This window comes from Pseudoalteromonas mucoides (assembly GCF_049257175.1).
GTDB lineage: Bacteria > Pseudomonadota > Gammaproteobacteria > Enterobacterales > Alteromonadaceae > Pseudoalteromonas.
The window spans coordinates 1-24,675 of the sequence record NZ_JBMMUC010000021.1 but is presented as its reverse complement, the minus strand read 5'-3'; the positions used below and the strand labels follow the sequence as shown (position 1 = coordinate 24,675).

General features: G+C 40.0%; 24 protein-coding genes. 6 read left to right on the top strand and 18 right to left on the bottom strand.

Annotated elements, in window-relative coordinates:
• Positions 1–42 precede the first annotated feature (42 nt).
• Positions 43–852, top strand: a complete 810-nt coding sequence (locus AAEU30_RS19215) for a DUF2797 domain-containing protein (RefSeq protein WP_421961934.1) — start codon at positions 43–45, stop codon at positions 850–852.
• On the opposite strand, the gene AAEU30_RS19210 is transcribed toward AAEU30_RS19215, so the two are convergent.
• Positions 824–3,343: an EAL domain-containing protein gene (locus AAEU30_RS19210; protein WP_421961933.1), complete on the bottom strand. Its 2,520-nt coding sequence runs from the start codon at positions 3,341–3,343 to the stop codon at positions 824–826. The two genes, AAEU30_RS19215 and AAEU30_RS19210, sit on opposite strands and share 29 nt — an antisense overlap.
• 75 nt (positions 3,344–3,418) lie before the next feature.
• Between AAEU30_RS19210 and AAEU30_RS19205 the strand changes: the two genes are divergently transcribed.
• The gene (locus AAEU30_RS19205) at positions 3,419–3,715 is read left to right on the top strand and encodes a DUF4144 family protein (RefSeq protein ID WP_421961932.1); all 297 of its coding nucleotides are present in this window, start codon (positions 3,419–3,421) and stop codon (positions 3,713–3,715) included.
• On the opposite strand, the gene AAEU30_RS19200 is transcribed toward AAEU30_RS19205, so the two are convergent.
• The 6 genes from AAEU30_RS19200 to AAEU30_RS19175 form a co-directional block, all read right to left on the bottom strand.
• Positions 3,701–4,618, bottom strand: coding sequence for a histone deacetylase family protein (locus AAEU30_RS19200; protein ID WP_421961988.1), 918 nt, complete (start codon positions 4,616–4,618; stop codon positions 3,701–3,703). The two genes, AAEU30_RS19205 and AAEU30_RS19200, sit on opposite strands and share 15 nt — an antisense overlap.
• A 69-nt stretch (positions 4,619–4,687) precedes the next feature.
• Positions 4,688–6,232, bottom strand: coding sequence for a serine hydrolase (locus AAEU30_RS19195; RefSeq protein ID WP_421961931.1), 1,545 nt, complete (start codon positions 6,230–6,232; stop codon positions 4,688–4,690).
• A 21-nt stretch (positions 6,233–6,253) separates the two neighbouring features.
• Entirely contained in the window at positions 6,254–6,748 is a 495-nt protein-coding gene (locus AAEU30_RS19190) for a gamma-glutamylcyclotransferase family protein (protein WP_421961930.1), read from the bottom strand.
• Positions 6,749–6,760: 12 nt separating this feature from the next.
• A complete protein-coding gene (locus tag AAEU30_RS19185; protein WP_421961987.1) occupies positions 6,761–7,384 on the bottom strand; it encodes a LysE family translocator in 624 nt (207 codons plus the stop codon).
• A gap of 4 nt (positions 7,385–7,388) precedes the next feature.
• Positions 7,389–8,171 carry a hypothetical protein gene (locus AAEU30_RS19180; RefSeq protein WP_421961929.1) on the bottom strand — a complete coding sequence of 261 codons (783 nt, stop codon included), beginning with the start codon at positions 8,169–8,171 and terminating at the stop codon, positions 7,389–7,391.
• A gap of 9 nt (positions 8,172–8,180) precedes the next feature.
• The gene (locus AAEU30_RS19175) at positions 8,181–8,651 is read right to left on the bottom strand and encodes a CreA family protein (protein WP_087533097.1); all 471 of its coding nucleotides are present in this window, start codon (positions 8,649–8,651) and stop codon (positions 8,181–8,183) included.
• A gap of 122 nt (positions 8,652–8,773) precedes the next feature.
• Between AAEU30_RS19175 and AAEU30_RS19170 the strand changes: the two genes are divergently transcribed.
• Together AAEU30_RS19170 and AAEU30_RS19165 are read left to right on the top strand one after the other, a co-directional pair.
• Complete coding sequence (locus tag AAEU30_RS19170) at positions 8,774–9,361, top strand: hypothetical protein (protein ID WP_421961928.1); 588 nt, start codon at positions 8,774–8,776, stop codon at positions 9,359–9,361.
• 9 nt (positions 9,362–9,370) lie between these two features.
• A complete protein-coding gene (locus tag AAEU30_RS19165) occupies positions 9,371–9,700 on the top strand; it encodes a 5-carboxymethyl-2-hydroxymuconate Delta-isomerase (protein WP_421961927.1) in 330 nt (109 codons plus the stop codon).
• Positions 9,701–9,753: 53 nt separating this feature from the next.
• Here AAEU30_RS19165 and zapE read toward each other — a convergent pair whose 3' ends face one another.
• Positions 9,754–10,860, bottom strand: coding sequence for a cell division protein ZapE (gene zapE / locus AAEU30_RS19160; protein WP_421961926.1), 1,107 nt, complete (start codon positions 10,858–10,860; stop codon positions 9,754–9,756).
• Positions 10,861–10,918: 58 nt separating this feature from the next.
• Between zapE and rsuA the strand changes: the two genes are divergently transcribed.
• On the top strand, positions 10,919–11,617 hold the full coding sequence (rsuA, locus tag AAEU30_RS19155; RefSeq protein WP_421961925.1) for a 16S rRNA pseudouridine(516) synthase RsuA: 699 nt from the start codon (positions 10,919–10,921) through the stop codon (positions 11,615–11,617).
• Between the two features lie 114 nt (positions 11,618–11,731).
• Positions 11,732–13,360 (top strand): methyl-accepting chemotaxis protein, encoded by a 1,629-nt coding sequence (locus AAEU30_RS19150; protein ID WP_421961924.1) that lies wholly within the window; start codon positions 11,732–11,734, stop codon positions 13,358–13,360.
• Between the two features lie 57 nt (positions 13,361–13,417).
• On the opposite strand, the gene AAEU30_RS19145 is transcribed toward AAEU30_RS19150, so the two are convergent.
• The 10 genes from AAEU30_RS19145 to petA form a co-directional block, all read right to left on the bottom strand.
• Positions 13,418–14,191 (bottom strand): YggN family protein, encoded by a 774-nt coding sequence (locus AAEU30_RS19145; RefSeq protein WP_421961923.1) that lies wholly within the window; start codon positions 14,189–14,191, stop codon positions 13,418–13,420.
• Positions 14,192–14,301: 110 nt separating this feature from the next.
• Positions 14,302–15,675: a Gfo/Idh/MocA family protein gene (locus AAEU30_RS19140; RefSeq protein ID WP_421961922.1), complete on the bottom strand. Its 1,374-nt coding sequence runs from the start codon at positions 15,673–15,675 to the stop codon at positions 14,302–14,304.
• A 174-nt stretch (positions 15,676–15,849) separates the two neighbouring features.
• A complete protein-coding gene (locus tag AAEU30_RS19135) occupies positions 15,850–16,923 on the bottom strand; it encodes a phosphotransferase enzyme family protein (protein WP_421961986.1) in 1,074 nt (357 codons plus the stop codon).
• A gap of 49 nt (positions 16,924–16,972) precedes the next feature.
• Positions 16,973–17,854: a nucleotidyltransferase family protein gene (locus AAEU30_RS19130; RefSeq protein ID WP_421961921.1), complete on the bottom strand. Its 882-nt coding sequence runs from the start codon at positions 17,852–17,854 to the stop codon at positions 16,973–16,975.
• A gap of 193 nt (positions 17,855–18,047) precedes the next feature.
• Positions 18,048–20,120: a M13 family metallopeptidase gene (locus tag AAEU30_RS19125; protein WP_421961920.1), complete on the bottom strand. Its 2,073-nt coding sequence runs from the start codon at positions 20,118–20,120 to the stop codon at positions 18,048–18,050.
• Between the two features lie 227 nt (positions 20,121–20,347).
• Complete coding sequence (locus tag AAEU30_RS19120; protein WP_421961919.1) at positions 20,348–20,791, bottom strand: ClpXP protease specificity-enhancing factor; 444 nt, start codon at positions 20,789–20,791, stop codon at positions 20,348–20,350.
• Entirely contained in the window at positions 20,791–21,417 is a 627-nt protein-coding gene (gene sspA, locus AAEU30_RS19115; RefSeq protein ID WP_087533162.1) for a stringent starvation protein SspA, read from the bottom strand. The genes AAEU30_RS19120 and sspA overlap by 1 nt, the downstream gene beginning before the upstream one ends.
• A gap of 79 nt (positions 21,418–21,496) precedes the next feature.
• Complete coding sequence (locus tag AAEU30_RS19110) at positions 21,497–22,240, bottom strand: cytochrome c1 (RefSeq protein ID WP_421961917.1); 744 nt, start codon at positions 22,238–22,240, stop codon at positions 21,497–21,499.
• Positions 22,237–23,502: a cytochrome b gene (locus AAEU30_RS19105; protein ID WP_421961916.1), complete on the bottom strand. Its 1,266-nt coding sequence runs from the start codon at positions 23,500–23,502 to the stop codon at positions 22,237–22,239. Before AAEU30_RS19105 ends, AAEU30_RS19110 begins: the two co-directional genes overlap by 4 nt.
• Entirely contained in the window at positions 23,502–24,092 is a 591-nt protein-coding gene (petA, locus tag AAEU30_RS19100) for a ubiquinol-cytochrome c reductase iron-sulfur subunit (protein ID WP_087533109.1), read from the bottom strand. The genes AAEU30_RS19105 and petA overlap by 1 nt, the downstream gene beginning before the upstream one ends.
• Between the last annotated feature and the right edge of the window lie 583 nt (positions 24,093–24,675).

Below are 24,675 nucleotides of genomic sequence, written 5' to 3'. Positions count from 1 at the left end.
ACTGATAAAATCCTCTTTTTAAACATCTTTAGGGGCGTAAAGATGCAAGGTACTATTAAGAAGTTAAAATCTTCTCTTACTCAACCAATCCAATATCACCTACCTGTAGGTGAAGAGCTGGTTGATTTGAATGCTTATATTGGCAAACAACTAACACTCACTTTTAGTGGCACTATTTTATGCTCAAACTGTGGTAAAAAAACCAAAAAAAGTTACTCGCAAGGACACTGTTTTGTCTGCATGCGTAAGCTAGCCAGCTGCGATATGTGCATTATGAAGCCCGAAACCTGCCACTATGACCAAGGCACATGCCGTGAACCACAGTGGGGTGAAGAAAACTGCATGATCCCACATTACGTGTACTTGGCTAACACCTCAGGGCTTAAAGTAGGGATTACACGCCACACGCAAATTCCGACTCGCTGGATTGATCAAGGTGCGACTCAAGCATTACCAATATTTAAAGTGCAAACTCGGTTACAATCAGGCTTAGTTGAAGTTGCATTAGCGCAGTTTATTGCTGATAAAACCAACTGGCGTAATATGCTTAAAGGACAAAGTGAAGTGCTTGACCTAAAAGCTGCTGCAGCTGAGTTAATTCCACAAATTGCAGATAAGCTTAATGAGCTCGCTGAGTTATTTGGCGCAACAGCGATTGAACAACTTGATGAAGACGTTGTTAATTTAGAGTTCCCTGTAACGGCCTACCCAACCAAAATTAGCTCGTTTAATTTTGATAAAGAACCAGTAGTCAGTGGCATTTTACAAGGTATAAAAGGTCAATATTTGATTTTTGATAGCGGTGTAATAAATATCCGTAAGTTTACTTCTTATGAAGTAACTGTTGGCTAAACTGCGTATAAAACTTAATCCATTGCCGCTGTGTTAGCGGGCGGCAATAATAATACCCTTGTATTACATCACAACTTAAACTCTGCAAATATGCTTGTTGTGAAGCTTTCTCCACCCCTTCTGCAACAACGAGCAAATTTAAGTTATTTGCTAACGCAATAATAGCCGCGACAATTTCACTATTACCATATTCATCAGGGACTTTAGCAATAAAACTCGCATCTATTTTTAACGTATCAAAAGGTAATTTTGTTAAATAGCTAAGAGCCGAATAACCCGTTCCAAAATCATCCAAAGCAACGTTTACACCCAGTGACTTTATTTGTTGTAATTGTTTTTTTGCTTGAGAAAATGAGCTTATAAAGCTGCTTTCGGTCAACTCTATTTCCAACAGTTTACCAGGTAGTTGGTAGCGATTAAGCATCTGCTCTATATTAGATACGAGCTTTCCCTGACTTAAATGACATGCTGAAATATTAATTGCTAAACGCCCTGCATCTATACCTAGGGTTTGCCACTTAGCTAACTCTTTTCCTGCTTGCTCAATGACCCATAAATCTAAACGCACGATCAAGCCTAGCTCTTCAGCTAATGGGATAAAATGCGCCGGTGAAATCATACCCAATGTAGGATCTTGCCAACGCAATAGAGCCTCAACACCTTGGATCCGTTTAGTTTTTAAGTTTAATTTAGGTTGAAAGTATAACTCAAACTCATCATTTTCAAGTGCATACTGAAATCGGCTCATCATCGCTAGGCGCTCTAAAGAGCGAGCATTCATTGATGATTTAAATAATTGAAAGGAGTTGCGCCCTTGCTCTTTAGAGCGGTACATTGCTATATCAGCATGCTTTAAAAGCGTTTCACTGTCCTGGCCATCTTCAGGGTAAATAGCAGCACCAATTGAAGCTGTTACGCCAACTTGTGCACTATCGAGTAAAAATGGCGCATTGAGTTTATTCAGAATTGTTTCTGCGACTTCACTAACATACTCAAAGCTATCCACATCAAACAATACTACAAATTCATCGCCACCTAAGCGTGCAAGCGTATCACCTTCATTTAAAATACATTGAATACGTTTTGCCACAAGCTGTAATAAGCAATCACCAGCACTATGACCTAACGTATCATTAATTTCTTTAAAGCGATCTAAGTCAATAAACATCACCGCCAACATAGTACTATCACGGTGGGCTGTTGCCAGCGCCATTTGTAACCTATCGTTAAACAAACGTCTATTCGGTAAGCCTGTGAGCTCGTCAAAATAAGCTAATTGAACTATTTTTTCTTCTGCATTTTTGCGCTCTGTGATGTCACTAAAAATGGCAGCATAAAGTAGCTCTTCGTTATGTGGTTCTTTTATTTCAATAATAGTTAACCATTCAACATAAAGATCACCGTTTTTTTTACAGTTGCATATCTCCCCTTGCCAAACGCCCTTAGTAGTAATCTCATGCCACATATCAATATAAAACTGTTTATCATGGCGCCCTGAGCTAAGGATATTTGGCCCCTTACCAATAACCTCAAATTCTTTATAACCCGTTAATTGAGTAAAGGCTGGATTTACTTGCACAATGACCCCTTCTTGCGAAGTAATCATGATGCCATCAAGAGAGGAGTCTATAATTTTATTTGCTAGATAAAGATTGCGCTGAGAATGTTGTAATGCGACATCTCGTTGTTCCAGCACTTTTTCAAGTTCACAGCAGTAGGCGCTTTCAATTTCATTGACCAAATGATCTAAAGATAGCACTCCCATAATTTGTTTGTTATCAATAACAACTAGATGGCGTACATTATTATTAGACATCAATCGGTAAGCATCAAATAAACTTCCAGTGGAACTAATTTGATAGATAGCTCTACAAGCAAAGTCCCAGCATATACCATCACCTTGATGCTCAAGTATAAGACTTAAAAGATCTCGCTGAGTAATAATACCGTGCTCTTTCAGCTGCTCATTGAATACTAAGATAGCTTTATCATTGCGTTCTCGCATGAGCTTGATAGCATCGGTAACAACCATTTCACTCGATACGATAAGTACATCTTTGTTATATTGCTCGTTAATCGCTCTAAATTGTAAGTAATGATCCAACCCTTGGTTACGCACAATATCACTGACGCTAATTACACCGCACGCAAAGCCACTCTTATTTGTTACCAATAAATGGCGTACTCCATTTTGATGAAAAATAAGTGCAGCATCGCTTAACAAACGTTGACTTGAAATAGTTAACACAGGGCATGTCATCACGCTTTCAAGTGTTAACCCATTAATAGTATGATTAGTGAAATCAAGCTTCATGCAATCGGATTCAGTCCAAACACCTATAACGTCTTGCTGCTCTTTAATGAAAATGGCACTTACATTATGTGCTCGCATGAGTTTCACAGCGTCGCTAAGGTAAGTGTCTTTATGGCAAGCAATGACCTTATTAGTAAACACATCACAGACTTTTTGATAACGACTACTTTTTGGCATCTTCAAATTCTTTTGCACAATAGAACCTATGAGTATAAATTAAGCAACAGGCTACTATTTGATTTAGGACAAAAAATGAGTGATTTTCAGCCTCAATTACTAATTTATAATGATGAAATAGACATCATAGAACATGAAAGCGATATCAATGATTTGCTTTATAGCGTGGATGATAAACAAAAAGAAACCGTTGTGTTATTAGATAAGAAAAGAGGCTATCTAACACTCGCGGGGAGACAGGCAAAAGAACGCTCAAGCGAGGAGCTCGCTGAGCTTGTGAAAAACTATTTAGTTAAAGAGGGGCAGTGTTGTCTCGGAAAAATAGATACCCTTACACCTGCTCAAGCATTTACATTACTAGCTATCGACTAACGCTTTTACATGAGCGATTGCGCTTCTACCAAGAGCTGAAAGCGCATACCCGCCTTCGAGGTAAGAGATAATCCCTTTACAATTCAGCTCTTTGCTCAATGAAGCTAATTGTTCTGTAAGCCAAGCATAATCATCTTCTACAAATTTTAAACTTGCCATATCATCTTCAAGATGAGCATCAAAACCTGCGCTTATAAAAATAAGCTCAGGCTTAAAGTTATTTAGTTTTGGTAACCATTGTTGCTCATATAATGCTTTTAGATCAGTGCCATCACTGGCAATGGGCAACGGTGAATTAACCAAAGTCGCATTATTTTCAACTGCCGTATTTGGGTAAAACGGGTATTGGAACAACGAGCAAAATAAAACAGAGTCATCATTGATAAAAATATCTTGCGTGCCATTACCATGGTGAACATCAAAATCAACAATGGCAATGCGCTTAACCCCTTTACTTTGCGCATACTTTACTGCAATTGCTAAATTGTTATAAACACAAAAGCCCGCAGATGTAGCGCGTGTTGCATGATGACCTGGCGGTCTAACCGAACAAAAAGCGGCATCGAGGTTATCAGCTAAAATTTCATCAACAGCAAGCAACCCAGCGCCTACTGCACGCTCAACCGCCTTTTGAGAGTCTGGGCATAACCAAGTATCACCATCAAGCGATACAAGTCCTTCGGTTGGTAAGGTGTTTTCTACGTGTTTTACCAGTGATTCTTCATGGGCCAATAAGTAATGTTCACGCAGTGCTTTTGGCGCCTGCTTTTGTTGTATTGCGATATCGAGTCCACTTGCCAATAAACGATCTGCTATAGCATCTAAGCGCTCTGGGCACTCTGGGTGATCGTCAATCATTTTATGTTTACGACAATGTGGATGAGAAATAATCGCGGTACGCATACCAAGCTCCAAATGAGTTAATCGAGCCATAATAACAAAGCCACCTAATGGTGGCTCTGCGACTTTGGTTTACTTTGCTTGTAAATTTAAGTTTCTAAAATCAAAGCTAAAGTCTGTAACCGACGTTGATACTGCGCGCATATCTGCACTTTTTACACGATTCTTAGGGCTCATTTGAAACTGAATAAATGCATCAGCTTCTAATAACTTCTCATCCCATTTCACGATAAAGGTATTACCTGTGTAGTGCTCAAGTTGCCCTTTTAAACGCTTAGTATGAGTAAAGTCGATCCGTAACTTGCCATCTAATTCTTCTATGATCACATCACCATACCAATCATCATGTAACGTGCCTGTATAGCTGATATTTGGTAACTGAGGTTGATAATCTGCTGGGGCTTCAGGCTTTGCATTTGCGTAGGCTTTTTGTTTACCCTCAAAGTGTTTTTTTGCTAAGTCTTCAACCCAATCTTTATCTTCAAGGTCAAATGCATCCTCTAGCACTTCGTAAGTAATCGCAGATAATGCACTAAATGCTTGTTGATTACTCAGGATAACAATACCTAGATTTTTCTCGGGTACCAAGGTTACCTGCGAAACCATGCCTAAAATCCCACCGCCGTGCGCAAGCTTTTTAACCCCGTGGAAATCTTCAATACTCCAGCCTAAACCATATCCTCTAAACTGTTGGTGATACGCTTCATATGCTTTTTCTGACGCCATAGAGGTAATATGTGGATGCCACATTTGTGCTTGCTGTTTTTCACTAAAAAGTTGTTCGCCATTTGGCATTTTGCCACCAGCAAGTTGCGTACGAAGCCACTGACTCATATCACTGACACTTGATGCAATTGCTCCAGCACCACGAAAGTCTTCTAAGTAATTAACAAAAAATGGATTTAACTTCCCATCCATAGGTATGTGACCCGTCGCCCAGTTTTTATTGCTACTTGGGATACGTGAAAAACCAGCGCGTGAGTTTTCCATTTTTAGCGGCTGTAAAATGTTTTTTTCAATGTAGTCATTCCAGCTCATACCTGATACACGAGCAACCACTTCGCCTGCAGTGACAAACATTAAGTTGTTATAAGCATATTTACTACGAAAGCTACTCGCCGGTTTTAAGTATTTTAAGCCAGCTAAAATTTCTTCTATTGATTTATCCGTATCAGGCCAAATCATTAAGTCGCCTTGACCTAAACCTAAACCACTGCGATGGCTTAATAAATCACGAATAGTCATTTCTCGGGTGACATAAGAGTCGTATAAACGAAACTCAGGTAGATGATCAATCACTTTGTCATCCCAGCTAATTTTGTCTTCATCGACTAATTTAGCCAACGCAGCTGCAGTAAAAGCTTTAGTATTTGAAGCTATGCCAAATAAAGTATTTTTATTAACTTTTTTTCCTGTGTCTAAATGGCTTACACCAAAGCCCTTAGCAAATACGACTTTATCATTTTCAACAACAGCGACAGCCATCCCAGGGACATCAAAACGTGCCATGGAATTTTCGATTACGTGATTAAGCTCCGTGGTGTTTATTTCTGCGTGGCTGTTAAATGCAAAGCCCGTGAATAACGAGGCTGCAATGGCGAGTTTTGTTAATTTCATAACATTCCTTGGCGTATTTTTTTATTGTTGATGTACGGCAAACTCAACAGCTGCACGTACTTTATCGCTATCTTGGCGGGTGGGCCGAGATTTTATGTTTTCACTGTACTCATTTGGTAACCCGGCTTCAAGCGCACCGCGATGAACGTGCTCTATGTACCAGTCATAAGGTAGAATTGTTGCATCTGTGGTATTTGCAATATAACAATGTGCGGCTATTTTTTTGCCATCAAGTAAAATAACTTCAACATCAACACAATCGTAACGCGGTCCTTCAATCGCATCGAGAATCTCTTTTTCATCAGCAGTTACTTGATATACCACGCCATACACTTGTGCGTCTTGGGCTGTGCTTTTTCTTACACTGCACTTACCAGACCCATCAAGACTAACCATATCAAACGTTAACTCATACCCCATTAAGCGTGCAGTACCTACGCGTTTAACTTCAGGAAGGCGTGCTAATAAGCGATTTGACGACATATTTGAGCCAAACGAAAAATTATAAAGTGCCATGCTTGTTTACTCCTATAAAACGACGCGTATTGCTAATGCGATTAAAACCACACCGATACCACGGTCGAACCAATAACCACTTTTTTGAAAAAAACCACGTACATTAGATTTAGATAACACCAGTGATAAAAATGAAAACCAAAGCCAGGTTGCGACTGCCATGTACAGTCCATAACCTGCTTGCACCAAAAGCGGTGTTGTTTGACTGATCACCAAGGTAAATAACGACATAAAGAATAATGTAGCTTTAGGGTTCAGTGCATTCGTTAAAAAGCCACGACGAAACGCAACCCAAACTGATTCTTCACTTTGCGTTTGTGATACTTCTTCGCGAGTACTTTCTTCAGGTTTAGCACTGCGTAACGCTTGAAACCCAATATACGCTAAATAAGCGCCGGCTAAGTATTTCAATGCCATAAATACAGTGGGTGATTGAGCTAATAATACCGCGACCCCCAATAAGCAATAACCCACATGCAGCAATATCGCTAAGCCTACGCCAAAGCTCGTCCATAGTGCATTACGCCGACCATGTTGAACGCTTTGCTTGAGCACAATTGCAAAATCTGGCCCAGGGCTGGCTACAGCAAAAAAATGAGCTAATGCGATCAGTAAAAATTCATCTAAATAATTCAAAACTTCATCCTGCTTTTTTATCATCGAGCGCTAAAAGCAAAGGGTTTGCAGTGTCATTAATTAACGCTTTAATTTCTTTTTGCGCCTTTTTAAATTGACTGCGTAAATGAGGCTTTAAATACTTTTTAGAATCTCTATGCCCTTTAAAGTGACACACAAGTGCATGCATAAATAATGTTTGTGATTCGGTTAATGCCGCTTGCCTATTAGCATACGGGTTATAACAAGAACCACATCCACCTTTAAATTGGTAGACGGTATTGCTCATCATTACACCAAAGCCTAAAAAGCACGCTAATGCATCACTGGCTTGTGGCAAAAACTCTTTACCACCGGGGGGTAATACACCCACATGGTGAATCATAATGGTTGCTAATGTGCCTGCAAAACTCGCTACTAAATCTTGTGGTTGGTTTATTTGATTTGGGTTAAACGACACATTAACTTTATGTGGAGGAGGCACTATTAACTGACTCGCTTCGCCACGTAAGTATTCATTAAATACAAAATGCGGAAATACTTGCGGTTGTAATTGCGCAGGCCCTACAAGTTGAATAGGCCATGCCTGCATACCAGCATAACCCGAAACGCGTTCAAATACCTTACTCGCCATTTCTTCAATACTCGATACAGAGTCCGGAAAAAACTTATGGTTAGGTAAAATAAGCTGCGTATGATTGTGAAAAAAATCACTATCAAAGTTTTCCACGGTCCAAATAAATGTGTCGATAAGCCATTGTTGCTCTTGCTCTTCTAACAATGGTTTAGGTTTAAATAACGCTAACATAAAATGCTCTTATTCTTGCTCTTGTGCCCATTGCCAAGCTTGCGTGTTATACAAAGGTACCGTCGATAATGCATGATGATGACTACCTGTAGACTCTTTTGTTGAATACGATAAATACAATAGACTACGTGTTTGTGCATCATAGATTCGGCGTACTTTTAGGGATTTAAATAAAATACTTTTCGATGATTTAAAAACCACTTCACCCGATTTACTGCGGTCGATACCTTGAAGTTGCTCAGCAGTAATAGGGCCAGTTTGGCGACACGCGATTGACATATCCGAAGGGTCTGAGAAATCTAAGTTAGCTTCAATATGACTAATGTGACAAGTCACCCCTGTAACCAACGGATCTTGCTGAGACACGACCTTAATATCTTTAGTGGTAAATAACCCTAAACTTACTGATGCAGCATCGTCTGAGCACCCTGCTTGTAAAGCCAATAACCCTAATAGACTAATTACTTTTAATGATTTCATACCATTCCTTTTATTCAATGTGTCAACAAACCCACTACAATAGTGCGCTGCATGGTTACATTGTTATAGTAGCTATGCTTCAATAGTAACTGAAAAATTCTTCAACAACGAGCTGCAATACAATGAAAAAAATACTCATCCCGCTGTGTTTTTTAACTACCACGGCTTACGCCCAAGATGATTACTCTGTAAGCCTCTATGCTGGTAAAAACTTTAACCAAACATTAGAAACCAAAGAAGCACTTGAAGTTGAAGTTAATGACGGCAACCACTTTGCTTTTAGTATTGACCGTAATATTGACCGCGCCCGCTATGGCTTTTACTTTGCACAAAGTAACAACGAGCTAGAAAACACTGAGGATAAAGAAGTAACCATGAAATACTTTTTATTCCAAAGTGCGGTTGAAGTCGCGTTAAGTAATCATATAAATAGTTATGTAGGTGCTCAAGTAGGCGCCAATTATGTACAAACTAATTTTACAAATAATGACGTATTCTTTGCCAGCGGCTTATATGGCGGCGTTGAATATTTGTTTAGTGATAAAACCCGAGTTTTATTTGAAACCCGCTGGTTGGCAACTATAGTTAACAACGAAAGCACGGTTAACTGCACTTTGCCCACCGACGAAGATGATCAATGTTTATGGCATTTCGATGGCGACGTACTAAGCCAATTTCAAACAAGTTTAGGTTTTACTTACCGCTTTTAGGAGCCCTCAATGCCCCATGTTGTGATCGAACATTCTGAAGACTTACCACTTTTACCACAAGTTTTAGTTGATAAAGTACATCAAACTACCTTTGAGAGTGGTTTATTTGAATTATCAACCATTAAAACCCGCGCCATCGCCTACCAACATTATCAATTAGGCGAAGGTAAAGACGGCTTTATCTATATCGCGGCTTATATAATGGCAGGTCGAACAACAACAGAAAAACAAGATCTCAGTGAGCGATTACTTAATTGCCTGCGCACCTATTGCAGAGAATCCTACAGCTTGAGTGTTAATATTTATGAGAATAACAGCGACACATACCGAAAGTGTTAAGCTCTTTGTGTGTTTAAAGTTTAGGTATACCTATGGCGAATGATTATTCTCTATCACCAGCTTTGCATTTCAACTAATCTGGATTCTGTTCGTGCATATTCAAAGGCTAACTTTTTACCGCAATATAGGTTAGCCATGTCAGCTTGGGTGCTTATAACCAACAATTTACCTCGGTCATAAAACTCATCAACTAAGGCTATAAAGCGTCGTGCTTCATCATCTAAAGTATGCTCTTGTAAATTTTGCTTTTCTCGTTGGTAGCTGTCTTCAATACCATGCACTATTTGCTTGCCTGTTGCCCTACTTCCCATGACGGGAACATTCGCAATATACACTCGCTCAAAATGCTCCGCTAAAAAAATATAATCAGTGGTACTTCTCGGCCCTGAACATAACGCCATGAAATCAAAAAGAATAGCTTCCTTTGCTAGATGTATAAAGTGAATAGGTCGGTGACATACATTTAAATTAGAGTGCGAATTGAGTTTAATTTCACGCTGCTCAAAGAATGTCGTAAGTGCAACATCATCATTAATAAAATAATACTTAAATTGATGGCCAAACCGAAAACGATGATCGCACTCCCCTTCTACGCTAATCACTTTACAGTGCTCTTTGAGTAAATTTATAGTTGGTAAAAAGCGCGCTCGTTGTAAGCCGTTCCTATATAATTCGTCGGGATGGCAGTTTGAGGTTGCAATTAGGATAAGTCCCTGCTTGAAGAGTGCTTTAAATAACCCTGCCATCAACATAGCATCACCAATATCACTGACAAAAAATTCATCAAAGCACAAAACGTTAACATTGCTACGCCATTCTTTAGCAATAATCTCTAACGGGTTTTTACTGCCTTGCAACTGCCCTAACCGTTGATGAATTTGTGCCATAAAATGATGAAAGTGCAGTCGTACTTTTTTATCATCGTTTAGCTGACGATAAAATAAATCCATCATCATCGACTTACCCCTTCCTACGGGGCCATATAAGTATACACCACAAATATTTGGTTGTTTTCGCCACCAAGGTGTCGGAGTCTGAAGGCGTAAAAATAATCTATCTAATGCAACGATAGCGCGCTGTTGTGCAACATCTACAGATAACTGTTTAGAGGCGACTAACTGCTCATAATGTTGTAGGATTTGCCCGCTTTTGTCTGTCATGAAATTCCACGATAAGCTATACTCGGCGCCATTGTAGCCGAGAAAAAGACCGACCCCAATGAAATTTCCATGTCGTTTAGATAAATTTATTAGCCATCTTGCTGAGCTGCCCCGCTCAAAAGCAAAAGCAGGAATAAAAAGCAAATTAGCAACCGTTAACGGCGAAATAGTCACTGCTTTTGATTATTCAATCAATGCCACAGATGATATAACATGGCATGGTAATCCGTTGAAATTCCTTGGTAAACGATATTTAATGTTGTACAAACCTGCTGGGTATGTCTGTGCAAATTCAGACGATATGCACCCAACAGTCTTTGATTTACTTGACGAACCTATCATGAGTGATTTTCATGTTGCAGGCCGCCTTGATATAGATACCACAGGGCTGGTTTTAATTACCAATGACGGCGATTGGTCGCACAAAATCACTTCACCTAAACACAATAAATTCAAGACTTACTTGGTTGAAACTCAAGAGCCACTAACTGATGATGCACTTGCGCAGCTTCGCCAAGGGGTGCAATTACACAATGAAAAAGATCTTACTCGGCCAGCTAAAGCAGAGGCCTTGGCCAGCTACAGTTTACGCTTGTCGATCAGTGAAGGTAAATACCATCAAGTTAAACGAATGCTTGCCGCTGTAAATAATAAAGTAGTTGAATTACATAGAGAAAAAATAGCAAACATTGAACTTGACCATTCTCTTGCTCAAGGAGAATATCGACCCCTTACAGAACAAGAGCAACAACTTTAATATAATCTTGAATATATTTCATGATAGCGTTGTCATTTTTTATTAATAAAAACTAACAAATCGACGAAAAACGTGGTAGAAATTACTTAGGCATACATGATAAGGGGTTACATTGTGCACTCAGGTCTACCACTAAAAACAAAAATAACGATCTTCGCAATTGCAATTTTTATTGCATTAATAGCAATCGCAACATTAGGGTTACAATCATTAAGTCATGCAAGCCAAAGCGATAATATCGCGCGAATAAACCAACTTATGAAAAGCACCAGTAACATCGTGTTGCAATTTGAAGAGATGGTAGAAAAAGGCCAATTAAGTAATCAACAGGCTCAGCAATTAGCAATGCAAGTGTTGCAAGAAAACAAATACCATGACTCTGAATATGTTTATGTTGTTGATGAAAAATTAAACTTTATAGCCGCCCCTCATGATCCACAGCTTCATCATACCAGCTTTAATGACTTTAAAGATGCCAAAGGCAACAGTATTGGACGAATGGTTGAACGATTAGTTGGTAATAAAACAAACACAATTATTACGTATCACTGGGACTCTGTCAGAGACGGAGACACGGTTAATTTAACCTCAGTTGTACAAAAGACCCCATTATTTGGCTGGTATATTGGCACTGGTATCAGTGAAAAAGAAGTTAATGAGCGTTACTGGAATACTGCAAAATGGTTGCTTGGCTTATCATTAGTTATTGCGGTTGCACTGACCATTGCAATAGCTCGCTTTGGTATTTCGTTAAGTAATGCACTGGGCGGTGAAGTTAATGAAGTTATTAATATTGTTAAGCAAGTCTCGCGCGGCAATTTAAATTCTCATATTAGAACAGATGCCCCACCTGAGAGTATCATAGCTGCGATGCATTATATGCAACAGGGCTTACGAGGTGTCGTTGGTAGTATTAAAGATGTAACTGACAGCCTTAAAAGTCAAAGCGTAGATAACGAATCGCGCTCTACTGAGCTTGATAAGCTAACCCGTAGTCTCAATGAAGAAACCCACATGGTTGCCTCAGCAATCACCGAGCTTACTGCATCAGCGCAAACAGTGGTTGAACATGCCGAGCAAGCTGCCCACTCGGTGCAAGAAGCTGAAAACCAAGGTCAAAACGCAAATCACTTAACCACAGAGGCTGCTGATACTATAGTTCTTTTAGAGCAACAAATTGATAGCGCTGGTAATAACATCCAACTTCTTGATGATGAAGTAAATAATATCGCAAATGTGCTAAGCGTTATTCAAAGTATAGCAGAGCAAACCAACCTACTTGCGCTCAATGCAGCGATAGAAGCCGCACGAGCAGGAGAGCAAGGCAGAGGCTTTGCTGTTGTAGCCGATGAAGTTAGAGGGCTTGCACAACGTACTCAAACCAGTACTGAAGAAATACGTAACATGATTGGTAAACTGCAAGCCGCGACTCAAGATGCTAAGACTTCTGTTCATCTAAGCATTACCACTAGTGAGCAAACCGTTGCTAAGTCAAAACATGCTAGTGAGGAGCTGCAACGAGTCGCTTCGTCATTAAGTGCCATAGCACAAATGAGTCATCAAATAGCGATTGCAGCAAAAGAGCAACTTGATGCTGGTGAAGATACTGCAAAACGAATTGTGACTATTTCAGATACGGCCTCACAGACTGCTGACGTATCAAATCAAGCGCATGCAGCAACAGATTTAATTAAAGGGCTAACCAATGATTTAGAGGCTGAGACAGATAAGTTTAGCTCTTAGTTAGTTCTTAAACAAACAACTTCCCTAACAAAACCCGCCATATCTAAGCGGGTTTATTTACGATTTTATTTGTACTAGGTCGTAGTCAGCAAGGTCTGGCACGATCATTTGTAAGCGTGATTCTGTTACATCTAATGAGTTTAAACACTCACAATACTCAGAGGCTTTAAGCTCAAGCTGATGCGCTTTTTTTTGCAACGACTTATCAATTTCTTTCGAGATAATATCCATACGCTGACCCATGTCATTAATACGATCCTCGATGTTACCTTCGCGAGATTTAAATGCATCACCCAGCGATACTAAAATAGCACCTAATGAGCCATGAACTGCAGAGTGAATTTTTTTACTTATCTCTTCGGTAAAAAAATCATCAATTTTAGATAGTGATTGTGGCGCAATAAAAAAGAAATCATCGCCACGTTTAAACTTATCCATTAATGCGCGCTCAACGTATTGTAATTGTGTTTTCAGCACTTCAGGCTCTTTATCTGACATACCTTCAACAACTTGCTCAATGGCGCTTAAACCGAGGTTAACACCATCTGTAGCGAGCTCTACCAGCTCAGGGACGGTATCGCGTATTCCTTTACTGAACTGCTCCAATACTTGGCTTTCTTCATTACTTAAATCTATCCAATAACCGCGAATAAAAAGTTGGTTATTATTATTTATTTGAACTCGTGTTTGGCCTTTATCGACAATGCGAATGACGTCATCTGTGATGATAAGACCGTGGCTAAGTTCAACTTCACATTGAGCTTGAGAAAAAGCGAATGGGCTTGAAAGTGCTATAGACAACGCCAATATCGACCGAGATAAAAACGCCATAAACACCTCAAAAAGACAAAAAATGGAAGGCGGCTAGGTTAACAAAAAACCAATTTTATGCAAGAAAAACTAGCTAGAACACATTTGCTCTAGCTAGTTTCAAAAGTGTGTTAACTCACAATCCCAAGTGGTTGTGCTGTTTGCCATGCTCCACGGGTAAAGTCAGGAATATCAATCGATGCACTACGATTACCTACAGATTGTGCTGATAGCGGAGATATAACTGACCAAGCAGCACCATCGTATACATCTTGATCTAAAGGTTCGCCATTACGTAAACAATAAATCATGCGCCAAAACATTAAGAAATCCATGCCTCCATGGCCACCATTGCGTTGCGCTTCTTCGCCCATTTTAGTCCATAGTGGATGGTCGTATTGTTTATACCAATCAGCCATTTCATAATCCCACTCATGAAAGCTTTTAGAGCTCCCCTCTTCAAGTGCAATTCGGTTAGGGAAGCCGGCGAATACACCATTGGTGCCTTGAATTAAGTTATGACGAGAATAAGGCCTTGGCGTAGTTGTATCATGCTGTACCATGATACTGCGTCCTTTCACTGTTTTAATCAGTGTTGTGTTCATATCACCAGCTATATATTTAAGCTGATTGCGCTGATGTCCCTCGGGAAACTCTCGTTTGGCGTAAGCTTGACGACCCAGTGCCGGTGAGCTCATTGAAGTTAAAAAGTCAAAACGGTCACCACGGTTAATATTCATATATTGAGATACTGGCCCTAAGCCGTGAGTTGGGTATAGGTTTCCATCACGCTTAGCATGCCAAGCGGTTCGCCACGACCCTGTTTTATGATCAAGTTCTTTCATTTGCCAACGCAGCTCATGAATGTAAGCTGCTTCACCATGAAGCAACTCACCAAATACGCCTTGACGAACCATGTTAAGTACCATCAACTCATCACGACCATAGTTGACGTTTTCCATCATCATGCAGTTCTTTTGCGTGCGTTCAGCTGTATCAACAATTTGCCACATTTCATCGACCGTTAACGCCAGTGGCACCTCGACAAATGCATGTTTACCACTGTTCATAGTATCAATGGCCATTGGCGCATGCCACGCCCACGGGGTTGAAATAATGACAATATCGATATCATCACGGTTTAGCATTTGTTGATAAGCTTTATCAGTACCTGAGTACAGGGCTGGTTTTGCTAGCCCATTCTGGGTTAAATAATTGGCTGAACGTTGTAATACTTCATCATGGGTGTCACAAATTGCGACGATTTGTGTACCATCAATATGGCTCATTCGCTTTACGTGACCAAAACCGCGTTGACCCACACCAATAAAGGCGACTCTGACAACATCCATTTTGGGCGCTACTAAGCCGATAACAGACTGGCCTTGCTGAGCGGGTGCGGGCACACCATTAGATGTGTTACTACTAGCACAGCCTGTAACCACACTTGCAGCGGCCGCGGCACTGGCGGCTTTGAGAAAGTCTCTACGATTAAACTGCTTCATTTTTTTATCCTTGATTAACCTCATTGCAACTTACCTAAAATAGGGTTCAAGGTAAAGTAAATGGGCTAAACAACAGACAAGTCAGATTAAATTAGGTAAGAAGTATAAAAGGTAGGCGCTAAAAGCAATGAGGCCGGTAATCACCAGCCCCTATAAAAGTTACTTTTAAGCGTTTCAAACATCACTTAAGATTGCTTTAAGCGTTTGCTTTTTTGCTAAAATATCACGGTACAGAGCAAACTGGTTTTGCGCTCGCTCAAGGTTGTGGTTTTCATGTTTAATTGCAAAGTAATTATCACCATCAATATAATCGGTTAGAAAACGTAAACCTATCATGAAGGTCATTACTTTTGTGCCTAACCAAAAACTTTGCTTTTCTTGCTCGGTTATCAAACCCTTTAATGGTTCAACATAGCCTTTTACTACTGCTGCAAAGATTTCTTCACGTACGCGTACGTTATCAAGATTAGTTGAATCTTCTTCTTCTGGAGAGCAAAAAGTGCGTACCATGTCGCCAAAATCATACAGCCAATAACCCGGCATGCAGGTATCTAAATCAATCACCGCTTTTGCAGTATGAGATTTATTACAAAAAAGCATGTTATTGATTTTAGTGTCGTTATGGCAAGGCCTTACTGGAACTACACCACGCAATTTTTTTAGCTCATCAACTAAACCAAGTTGCGATAAACAAAAATCGACCTCAGCTTGGCAACTCGTCAAACGATTAACAGGGTCTCTCGCAATCACAGATTTTAACTTCTCAGCCCGCATTGCTAGATTATGAAAATCAGGGATAACATGGTGCAACTGCTCGGCATCAAAATCTTCTAATGCCACGGCAAATTGACCAAATGCATTGGCGGCAATTTCTGCTTGCGAAGTATTCGCTACTACATCTTCACTATAACTGCCGCCAATAAATTCGAGTGCGCGCCACACACCATTATCACAATCGACTAAGAAATCGCTCGCCTGAGTCGGTACATGACGAATAATGTCTAAGTCATAGTCACCTAGTTGATGTTTTTGCGATAAATGACCTTCAATTAAACGTGCGTTCTTAACCAACATTTCAGGCTCAGGAAACACCTCAGTATTTAGCTTTTGCACAACCAACGATTTATTTTCAGCAGTTAACAGCATGGTACTATTTATATGACCATTGCCGATTGGCTTCATACTAACAAGTTCATTGCCCAAGCCAAAACGCTCAGACAAGTAAACCGCAACGGGGTTTGACTTCATACTTATTTCACTATTATTTCGCCCAGAACAGGGCAATATCGGGGATAACTCATCCATGGCGTAGCTCATATAACTTTTCTGCAACTTCCTGTAATTCTGATTTATATGTCACGCCATACCAAGGCTCTTGTGCAATATATACAGACACTTTTTGTTTTTTTGTTAAAATTAATTTTTGTATTTGATCAGGTAAATAATACTCTTTTCTGACACCGCTGTCATGTTTTTGCAAGAACTCAGCAAATCCACGCTCTAAACTATCAAATAAAGTCGGTGTAATACCCCAAAAGCTCATCGAGCTCAAAGCATTATCAGCTATTTTCTCCCGAATGCCAGTGGGTGTATCTCCCATCAAATCTCCATTTTCATCTTTTATATTTAAATACTCAACCACTCCCTGAAGGCACTCACTTTGAACTTGGCAAACACCGCGGTTCACCCCCCCTTCAGCGGATAAAGTATCAGCAATAGGATAGCCGACCATTGCCCAATTTGATTGATTTTTAAAATGCTCACTGATTAATTTGAATGACGTTGCGCCATAATAATCATCAGCGGTGATCACAATCGCAGGGTTATGAATATAGTCTTTAGCACACAATAACGCATGTCCAGTGCCCCACGGTTTTGTGCGATGCTTAGCTATTTCAGCAAATTGTTTTGGTATTAAATCAATACGCTGCTCTACTAATATTACTTCTAGTTGCGCTGGTAATCGAGGTAGGATTGTGTTCTCAATTTCAGCTCTTACGGCTTGATTAATAACAAGCACAACTTGTGTAATGCCTGCAGCGTAAGCATCTTGAATACTCAGCTCCATAATCGTGCAACCTAAGCCTGCGATTTCTGCTATTTGCTTATTACCACCAAAGCGACTGCCTAGACCACCTGCTAGAACCACTAAACTTAATGCATGTTTTGTACTTTCCATGTCTTACCTAATATTGCTCTATTGTAAATAATTGTACCAGCTTTACTTATCAAATCTAGCCTGTGAGGGAGTTGGATATATTACTCCAACAAAAACGGCGACTTAGTACTAAGTCACCGTTTTAAAGCTAATCTAAAATAGGCATGAATTAAGAATTCGCGTACATTAATTTATGCTTGATATAGATTTATGATCACCAGATCTTTACCCGATCCTCTGGTTTAATGTACATTTTATCACCCTCTTTTACATCAAACGCTTGATAAAACTCAGGCATATTAGACAAAATACCAATTACACGATAATGGCTCGGTGAATGTGGATCCGTCATTAAACGGTTACGTAGTTCTTCATCACGGTATTTACGGCGCCAAATTTGAGACCAGCCCATAAAGAAGCGTTGATCGCCTGTATAGCCATTAATCACTGGCGCTTTGGTTTGCCCTAGTGATAACTGGTAAGCTGTATAAGCTACCGTTAAGCCACCCAGATCACCGATATTCTCACCCAAAGTGAGCTCGCCATTAACATTGGCGTCTTCAAATGGTTTATATTCGTTATATTGAGCAACTAATTGACCTGTACGCTCTTCAAACTGCTTAAGATCTGACTCACTCCACCAATTGCGAAGATTGCCGTCACCATCGTATTTAGCTCCCTGGTCGTCAAAACCATGACCAAGCTCGTGGCCGATCACAGCGCCTATCGCGCCATAGTTCACGGCATCATCCGCTTCTAAGTTAAAAAATGGTGGCTGTAGAATCGCTGCTGGAAATACAATTTCATTATTTACAGGGTTATAATAAGCGTTCACTGTTTGTGGCGTCATATGCCATTCTGAACGATCAACTGGCTTACCTAATTTTGCAGTCATATCTGCATACGACCACTGGCTATGACGAATATAGTTACCGACAAGATCATCCGCTTTAATTTCAAGTTCTGAATAGTCTTTCCATTTATCAGGGTAACCAATTTTTGGCGTGAATTTATCCAGTTTTTCTTTTGCTGCAACTTTAGTCTCAGGGCTCATCCATTCTAGGTTTTCAATGGCAACGGCATAACCTCTAATTACGTTATCAACGAGCTCTTCCATGCGCGCTTTTGCTTCTGGTGGGAAGTTTTCTTTAACATAGACTTTACCTAGGATCTCACCTAATACACTATTAGATGCATCAACTGTTTTCTTCCACAGTGGCGCTTGCTCTTTTACCCCACGCAAAGTGGTACTATAAAAGTCGAAGTTAAGATCTACTAAGTCTTTATTTAATAAATTGGCATAGTTACTTACAAAATGGAATTTAAGGTAATTCTGCCAAGTTGCTAAGTCGGTATCTTTATAAATATCTGCAAATTTTTCAAAATAGCTTGGTTGACCCACAATTATATCTGCGGTATCAACACCTGATGCTTTAAAGTACTCGACTAAATCAAAATCCCCGGTTAGCTTACTTGCATCAGCAACCGACATTTTATTATACGTTTTAGTTGCATCACGTCTTTGCACGCGGCTCCATTGCGCCTCGGCGATACTCTTTTCAAGAGCAAGAATATTGCTTGCAGCTTGTTGGGCATTTTCAACGTTTGCACGCTCTAATACTTGTGTAACATAAGTGAGGTACTGCTCACGAATCTTGCTAAACTTTTCATCGTCTTTTATGTAGTAATCACGATCTGGTAAACCCAATCCTGATTGATACGCATATAAAGCATTTTCACTTGAATTTTTAGCATCGTTATTAACATACCAACCAAATGGTACGCTGCCGCCTTGGATACGCAATTGCGCCATTAAAGACACTAAATCCGACTTAGCATTAACTGCATCAATATTTGTTAAAATTGGTGATAACGGCTTAATGCCCAGTTCTTCGCGCTGCGCTTCATTCATGTAACTATTATAAAAAGCGGCCAATTTAGACTCATCACTGCCTGGCTTAACATTTTTATTTGCAGCTGCTTTTTCAAGCACTTTTTTCATCGCTTCTTGTGAGTCATCGTAAAGCTGAGTAAATGAACCATAGTTAGATTTGTCGCCCGGAATTTGTGTCGTTTCTAACCACTGGCCATTAACATGATAGTAAAAATCATCTTGGGCACGAACTGATTTATCCATATTCGTCAATTCAATACCTGAATTTAATTGCTCAACTGGTGCTGTTTGTGCCGTGGGCTCAGGTGTTTTTACTTGTTCTTGTTTATCACCACAGCCAACCAGCCCTAATGCAAGCGCAATACTTGCAGCGCTAAGAGTTACTTTTTTCATGAGAGTCTCGATTGTTAGATATTATTAAAATATTCAGAAGTAAAATACTTCAAAAAGCGATTCGCTGACCTATCTTAAACCTGTTAGTGATAACAATAAACCAACAAGTTAAAACGACTGTCTTTAATATGTAACAAAATCTATCAAGTCGTGTCAGCTAATTTTGTTGACCCAAATTTAAGATATAAAAAAACCGCTAAAAAGCGGTTTTTTTTATCAATTACAGGTTATTTTATAACGCGTAAATGTGAGCCTTTTTTCTTGTCTGGTTTAGGCGGTGTTGGTTCATCATCAGCGATAAACTCTTCGTCTAAATCAACACTTTCAAGCTCAGTAGCAAACTCGTCTTCGTCCTCTAAAAACTCATCTGCGGTAAATACTGTGCCTTCTCCGTTTTCGCGGGCATAGATAGCAAGTACAGCACCTAATGGTACGTATACCTGCATTGGCTGACCACCAAACCGGGCATTAAAACTTAATTGTTGTTTATCCATCGAAAACTGCGTGACGGCTGAAGGACTAATATTCAATACAATTTGGCCATCTTGGACAAATTGCGTTGGTATTTGCACAGCAGGAAAATCAGCATTCACCACTAAATGAGGTGTACATTGATTATCGACAATCCAATCAAAAAATGCGCGAAGTAAATAAGGACGATTAGGCGTCATTACAAACGGATCTCACGTTCTGCTTCAGTTAGAGATGCTTGGAAAGATTCACGTTCAAATAAACGGATCATGTATTCTTTCATCTCTTTAGAACCTGCACCATTAAGCTCAATACCAAGCTCTGGTAAACGCCATAATAGCGGCGCTAAGTAACAATCAACTAGACTGAACTCTTCGCTCATAAAATATGGCGCTTCAGTGAAGATTGCAGATACAGCAAGTAACGCTTCTGTTAGTTCTTTACGTGCTTGTGCTGATTCGGCACCGTTTGCGTAAATCTTTGCAGCTAAACTATACCAGTCTGTATCGATACGATGCATCATCAAACGGCTACGACCACGCATTACCGGATATACTGGCATTAGTGGAGGATGAGGAAAACGCTCATCAAGGTATTCCATGATGATGTTTGCCTGATATAAACCAAGCTCACGGTCGATCAGTGTTGGCACTGTACCGTAAGGATTAATTTCATGAAGTGCTTCTGGTAAGTTATCCTTTTCAGCCAGATGAATGTCTACACTTACGCCTTTTTCAGCAAGTACAATACGTACTTGGTGGCTATACATACAGTTAGCACCAGAAAAAAGGGTCATTACAGGGCGCTTATTGGCAGCTACGGCCATGCCTACCTCCATTAAATAACAAAAACAGCAATAGGGGCTTAAGCCCCTATTGCAAAATTACCTTTAAAAACGTTCAAAATTAATGAACATCTCTCCAGTATTCTTTCTTCAGCATAAATGACAAGATAAATAGGATGATTAAAAATCCGATTACCTTAAGGCCAAGCGCTTCCGATTCAAGACGTGTAGGTTCACCTACATACTCGAGGAAATTCGTTAAATCACGAACAGCTTGGTCATACTCATCTACACTTAATTCGCCAGTACCATCAGTTTTAGTGCCAACAACTTTAGTCACAGTGTGACCATGTTCTTGTACTTCTTCAATGATAGGTGTCGGTAAACCTTGCAGCTCTTGCAGAACATGCGGCATACCTACCGATGGAAATAACGTATTATTTACACCGAACGGGCGAGATTCATCTTTATAAAACGATTTTAAATAGGTGTAAATCCAATCACTGCCACGCACTCGCGCAACATTTGTTAGATCCGGCGGAGCCGCACCAAACCATTTTGCAGCATCATCTTTAGCCATTGCATTGGTAATATGGCTACCTACTTTTGAACCATCAAAAATAAGTTGCTCTTGCCCTACTTCAGTCGGAATACCAATATCGCGGAAAGTACGCTCATAACGTTGATACTGCATTTGGTGACAACCAAGACAGTAGTTCATGAACAACTTAGCACCACGTTGCAACGAAGGCTGATCAGTTAAGTCATTACCCGCTTCCAATAATGGAACTGACGGTCCAGCCGCCATTGCCGGTAATACGTTTATTGATAAAGCAAATAAACCGATAATTAGCTTTTTCATCATTTCGTTAACCTCTCTGGCAATGGCTTAGTTTTTTCATTCTTACTGTATACAAATAACAGTACGAAGAACATAAAGTAAGTCACAGTACACACTTGTGAGATAATCGTTTTCAAATCAGTTTGAGGAGTTGCACCCACCCAACCTAATAGCACGAAAGTAACCACAAAGCCTGCAATATTCCATTTATGGAAACCACAACGGTAACGAACCGATTTCACTGTACCACGGTCAATCCAAGGTAATAATGCGAGAACAACGATTGATGCACCCATAGCTGCAACACCGATTAACTTATCAGGGATTGCACGCAAGATTGCATAAAACGGCGTAAAGTACCAAACAGGGAAAATATGCTCAGGCGTTTTCAGCGGGTTTGCCGCTTCAAAGTTTGGCGCTTCTAGGAAGAAACCATTCATCGCCGGCATAAAGAACACTACCCAACAGAACAAAATTAAGAAACCAACCACGCCCATAATATCTTTTACTGTGTAGTATGGGTGGAACGGTATTGCATCAACAATATCTTTCTTGTCAGTGTAATACTCGTGGAATTTAAACTTAGGCTTATCTTCTTCAGCTACAGAGCCTTTCTTACGCTTAATTTCAACACCGTCAGGGTTATTTGAACCCACTTCGTGAAGTGCAACAATGTGTAAGAATACTAAGATAACAATAACTAATGGTAAGGCAATAACATGCAATGCAAAGAAGCGGTTAAGCGTTGCACCAGATATTACGTAGTCACCACGGATCCACAGTGTTAAGTCATCACCAATTACCGGTATAGCACCGAATAATGAAATAATTACCTGTGCACCCCAAAATGACATTTGACCCCATGGTAATAAATAACCCATGAACGCTTCAGCCATTAATGCTAGGAAGATAAACATACCAAACAACCACAGTAATTCACGTGGTTTTTGATAAGAACCGTAGATCATGCCACGGAACATATGTAGATATACAACGATGAAAAACGCTGACGCACCCGTTGAGTGCAAATAACGTAACAACCAGCCGTATTCAACATCACGCATGATGTATTCAACAGATGCAAACGCACCTTCTGCTGAAGGCACAAAGTTCATCGTTAACCAAATACCGGTTAGGATTTGGTTTACTAGCACTAACATGGCTAACGAGCCAAAAAAGTACCAGAAGTTAAAGTTTTTAGGTGCTGGATACTGTGCAATATGCATGTTCCAAACACGAGTCATTGGGATACGGTCGTCGATCCAACCAATAATCTTACCAAACATTAGGCTACCCCTTTTTCTTCGCCCACTAAAATAGTGGTCTCATCAAGAAAAGTATAAGGTGGTATTTCTAAATTTAATGGTGCAGGTACCGCTTGGAATACACGGCCAGCCATATCAAATTTAGAACCATGACATGGACAGTAGAAACCATCATCCGTGCCTTCTACTTTTTCACCAAAGCCACCGTTAAGGAAACCAGGCGAACACCCTAAATGAGTACAAATACCTACAGCGACAAAAATCTCTGGACGTATTGAACGGTAGTCATTAGTTGACGATTCTAATTGTTGTGGCTCTTGCGATTGCGGATCACGAAGTTGACCTTCATGAGCTTTCATCTGCTCAAGCATTTTTGGGGTCCGTGATACAACCCATACAGGTTTACCACGCCACTCGACACGTATTAATTGCCCTGGCTCAAGTTTGCTGATATCTACTTCTACAGGCGCACCCGCAGATTTAGCTCGCTCACTTGGATTCCAAGACGCAATAAAAGGAACAGCAGCCCCAGCCGCACCAACACCACCAACAACAGAGGTAGCTATGGTTAAAAAGCGACGTCGGCCATTGTCTACAGGCGCATTGCTCATCCACTTATCTCCACTATGATTCCCAACACTTGCTATATTGAGAACATCAGTTACAGCAATTTAATTTTTAGAAATTTTAAAATAGAAGCGATCATAATTAAAACCCCTGATTAAAACAAGGTTATTAACAGCTTCATGCTCGAATATTCCCGACTTTATCAACCCCGTTGACTAAGTCAGCTCGAGCATACAGCCGTTTTTATGATATTACTTTTACAAAAACAATATACTGACCGAGATCAACCCCACTAAGCGGAAGCAGATAAACTGCAGATGGTGCTGTTGAACTCACTCACATTACTTGCCAGACAATTGTAGCAAAAAAATCCACCAATTAACTGATGGATTTACACTTATTATGATTATTATTGAACTTTTTTTAAAGTTATACGCAGTAAAGGCCTAAGCAGGTTAATTATTAGGCGCAAATTTGATATGAGTTTGCTGGTTACTTATAAAAAATGCGAGTTTGCGAGTTTGCGAGTTTGCGAGTTTGCGAGTTTGCGAGTTTGCGAGTTTGCGAGTTTGCGAGTTTGCGAGTTTGCGAGTTTGCGAGTTTGCGAGTTTGCGAGTTTGCGAGTTT

Coding starts and splice junctions, on each gene's coding strand:
- AAEU30_RS19215 (WP_421961934.1), top strand. CDS start 43: ATGCAAGGTACTATTAAGAAGTTAAAATCTTCTCTTACTCAACCAATC.
- AAEU30_RS19210 (WP_421961933.1), bottom strand. CDS start 3,343: ATGCCAAAAAGTAGTCGTTATCAAAAAGTCTGTGATGTGTTTACTAAT.
- AAEU30_RS19205 (WP_421961932.1), top strand. CDS start 3,419: ATGAGTGATTTTCAGCCTCAATTACTAATTTATAATGATGAAATAGAC.
- AAEU30_RS19200 (WP_421961988.1), bottom strand. CDS start 4,618: ATGCGTACCGCGATTATTTCTCATCCACATTGTCGTAAACATAAAATG.
- AAEU30_RS19195 (WP_421961931.1), bottom strand. CDS start 6,232: ATGAAATTAACAAAACTCGCCATTGCAGCCTCGTTATTCACGGGCTTT.
- AAEU30_RS19190 (WP_421961930.1), bottom strand. CDS start 6,748: ATGGCACTTTATAATTTTTCGTTTGGCTCAAATATGTCGTCAAATCGC.
- AAEU30_RS19180 (WP_421961929.1), bottom strand. CDS start 8,171: ATGTTAGCGTTATTTAAACCTAAACCATTGTTAGAAGAGCAAGAGCAA.
- AAEU30_RS19175 (WP_087533097.1), bottom strand. CDS start 8,651: ATGAAATCATTAAAAGTAATTAGTCTATTAGGGTTATTGGCTTTACAA.
- AAEU30_RS19170 (WP_421961928.1), top strand. CDS start 8,774: ATGAAAAAAATACTCATCCCGCTGTGTTTTTTAACTACCACGGCTTAC.
- AAEU30_RS19165 (WP_421961927.1), top strand. CDS start 9,371: ATGCCCCATGTTGTGATCGAACATTCTGAAGACTTACCACTTTTACCA.
- zapE (WP_421961926.1), bottom strand. CDS start 10,860: ATGACAGACAAAAGCGGGCAAATCCTACAACATTATGAGCAGTTAGTC.
- rsuA (WP_421961925.1), top strand. CDS start 10,919: ATGAAATTTCCATGTCGTTTAGATAAATTTATTAGCCATCTTGCTGAG.
- AAEU30_RS19145 (WP_421961923.1), bottom strand. CDS start 14,191: ATGGCGTTTTTATCTCGGTCGATATTGGCGTTGTCTATAGCACTTTCA.
- AAEU30_RS19140 (WP_421961922.1), bottom strand. CDS start 15,675: ATGAAGCAGTTTAATCGTAGAGACTTTCTCAAAGCCGCCAGTGCCGCG.
- AAEU30_RS19135 (WP_421961986.1), bottom strand. CDS start 16,923: ATGAAGTCAAACCCCGTTGCGGTTTACTTGTCTGAGCGTTTTGGCTTG.
- AAEU30_RS19130 (WP_421961921.1), bottom strand. CDS start 17,854: ATGGAAAGTACAAAACATGCATTAAGTTTAGTGGTTCTAGCAGGTGGT.
- AAEU30_RS19125 (WP_421961920.1), bottom strand. CDS start 20,120: ATGAAAAAAGTAACTCTTAGCGCTGCAAGTATTGCGCTTGCATTAGGG.
- AAEU30_RS19120 (WP_421961919.1), bottom strand. CDS start 20,791: ATGACGCCTAATCGTCCTTATTTACTTCGCGCATTTTTTGATTGGATT.
- sspA (WP_087533162.1), bottom strand. CDS start 21,417: ATGGCCGTAGCTGCCAATAAGCGCCCTGTAATGACCCTTTTTTCTGGT.
- AAEU30_RS19110 (WP_421961917.1), bottom strand. CDS start 22,240: ATGATGAAAAAGCTAATTATCGGTTTATTTGCTTTATCAATAAACGTA.
- AAEU30_RS19105 (WP_421961916.1), bottom strand. CDS start 23,502: ATGTTTGGTAAGATTATTGGTTGGATCGACGACCGTATCCCAATGACT.
- petA (WP_087533109.1), bottom strand. CDS start 24,092: ATGAGCAATGCGCCTGTAGACAATGGCCGACGTCGCTTTTTAACCATA.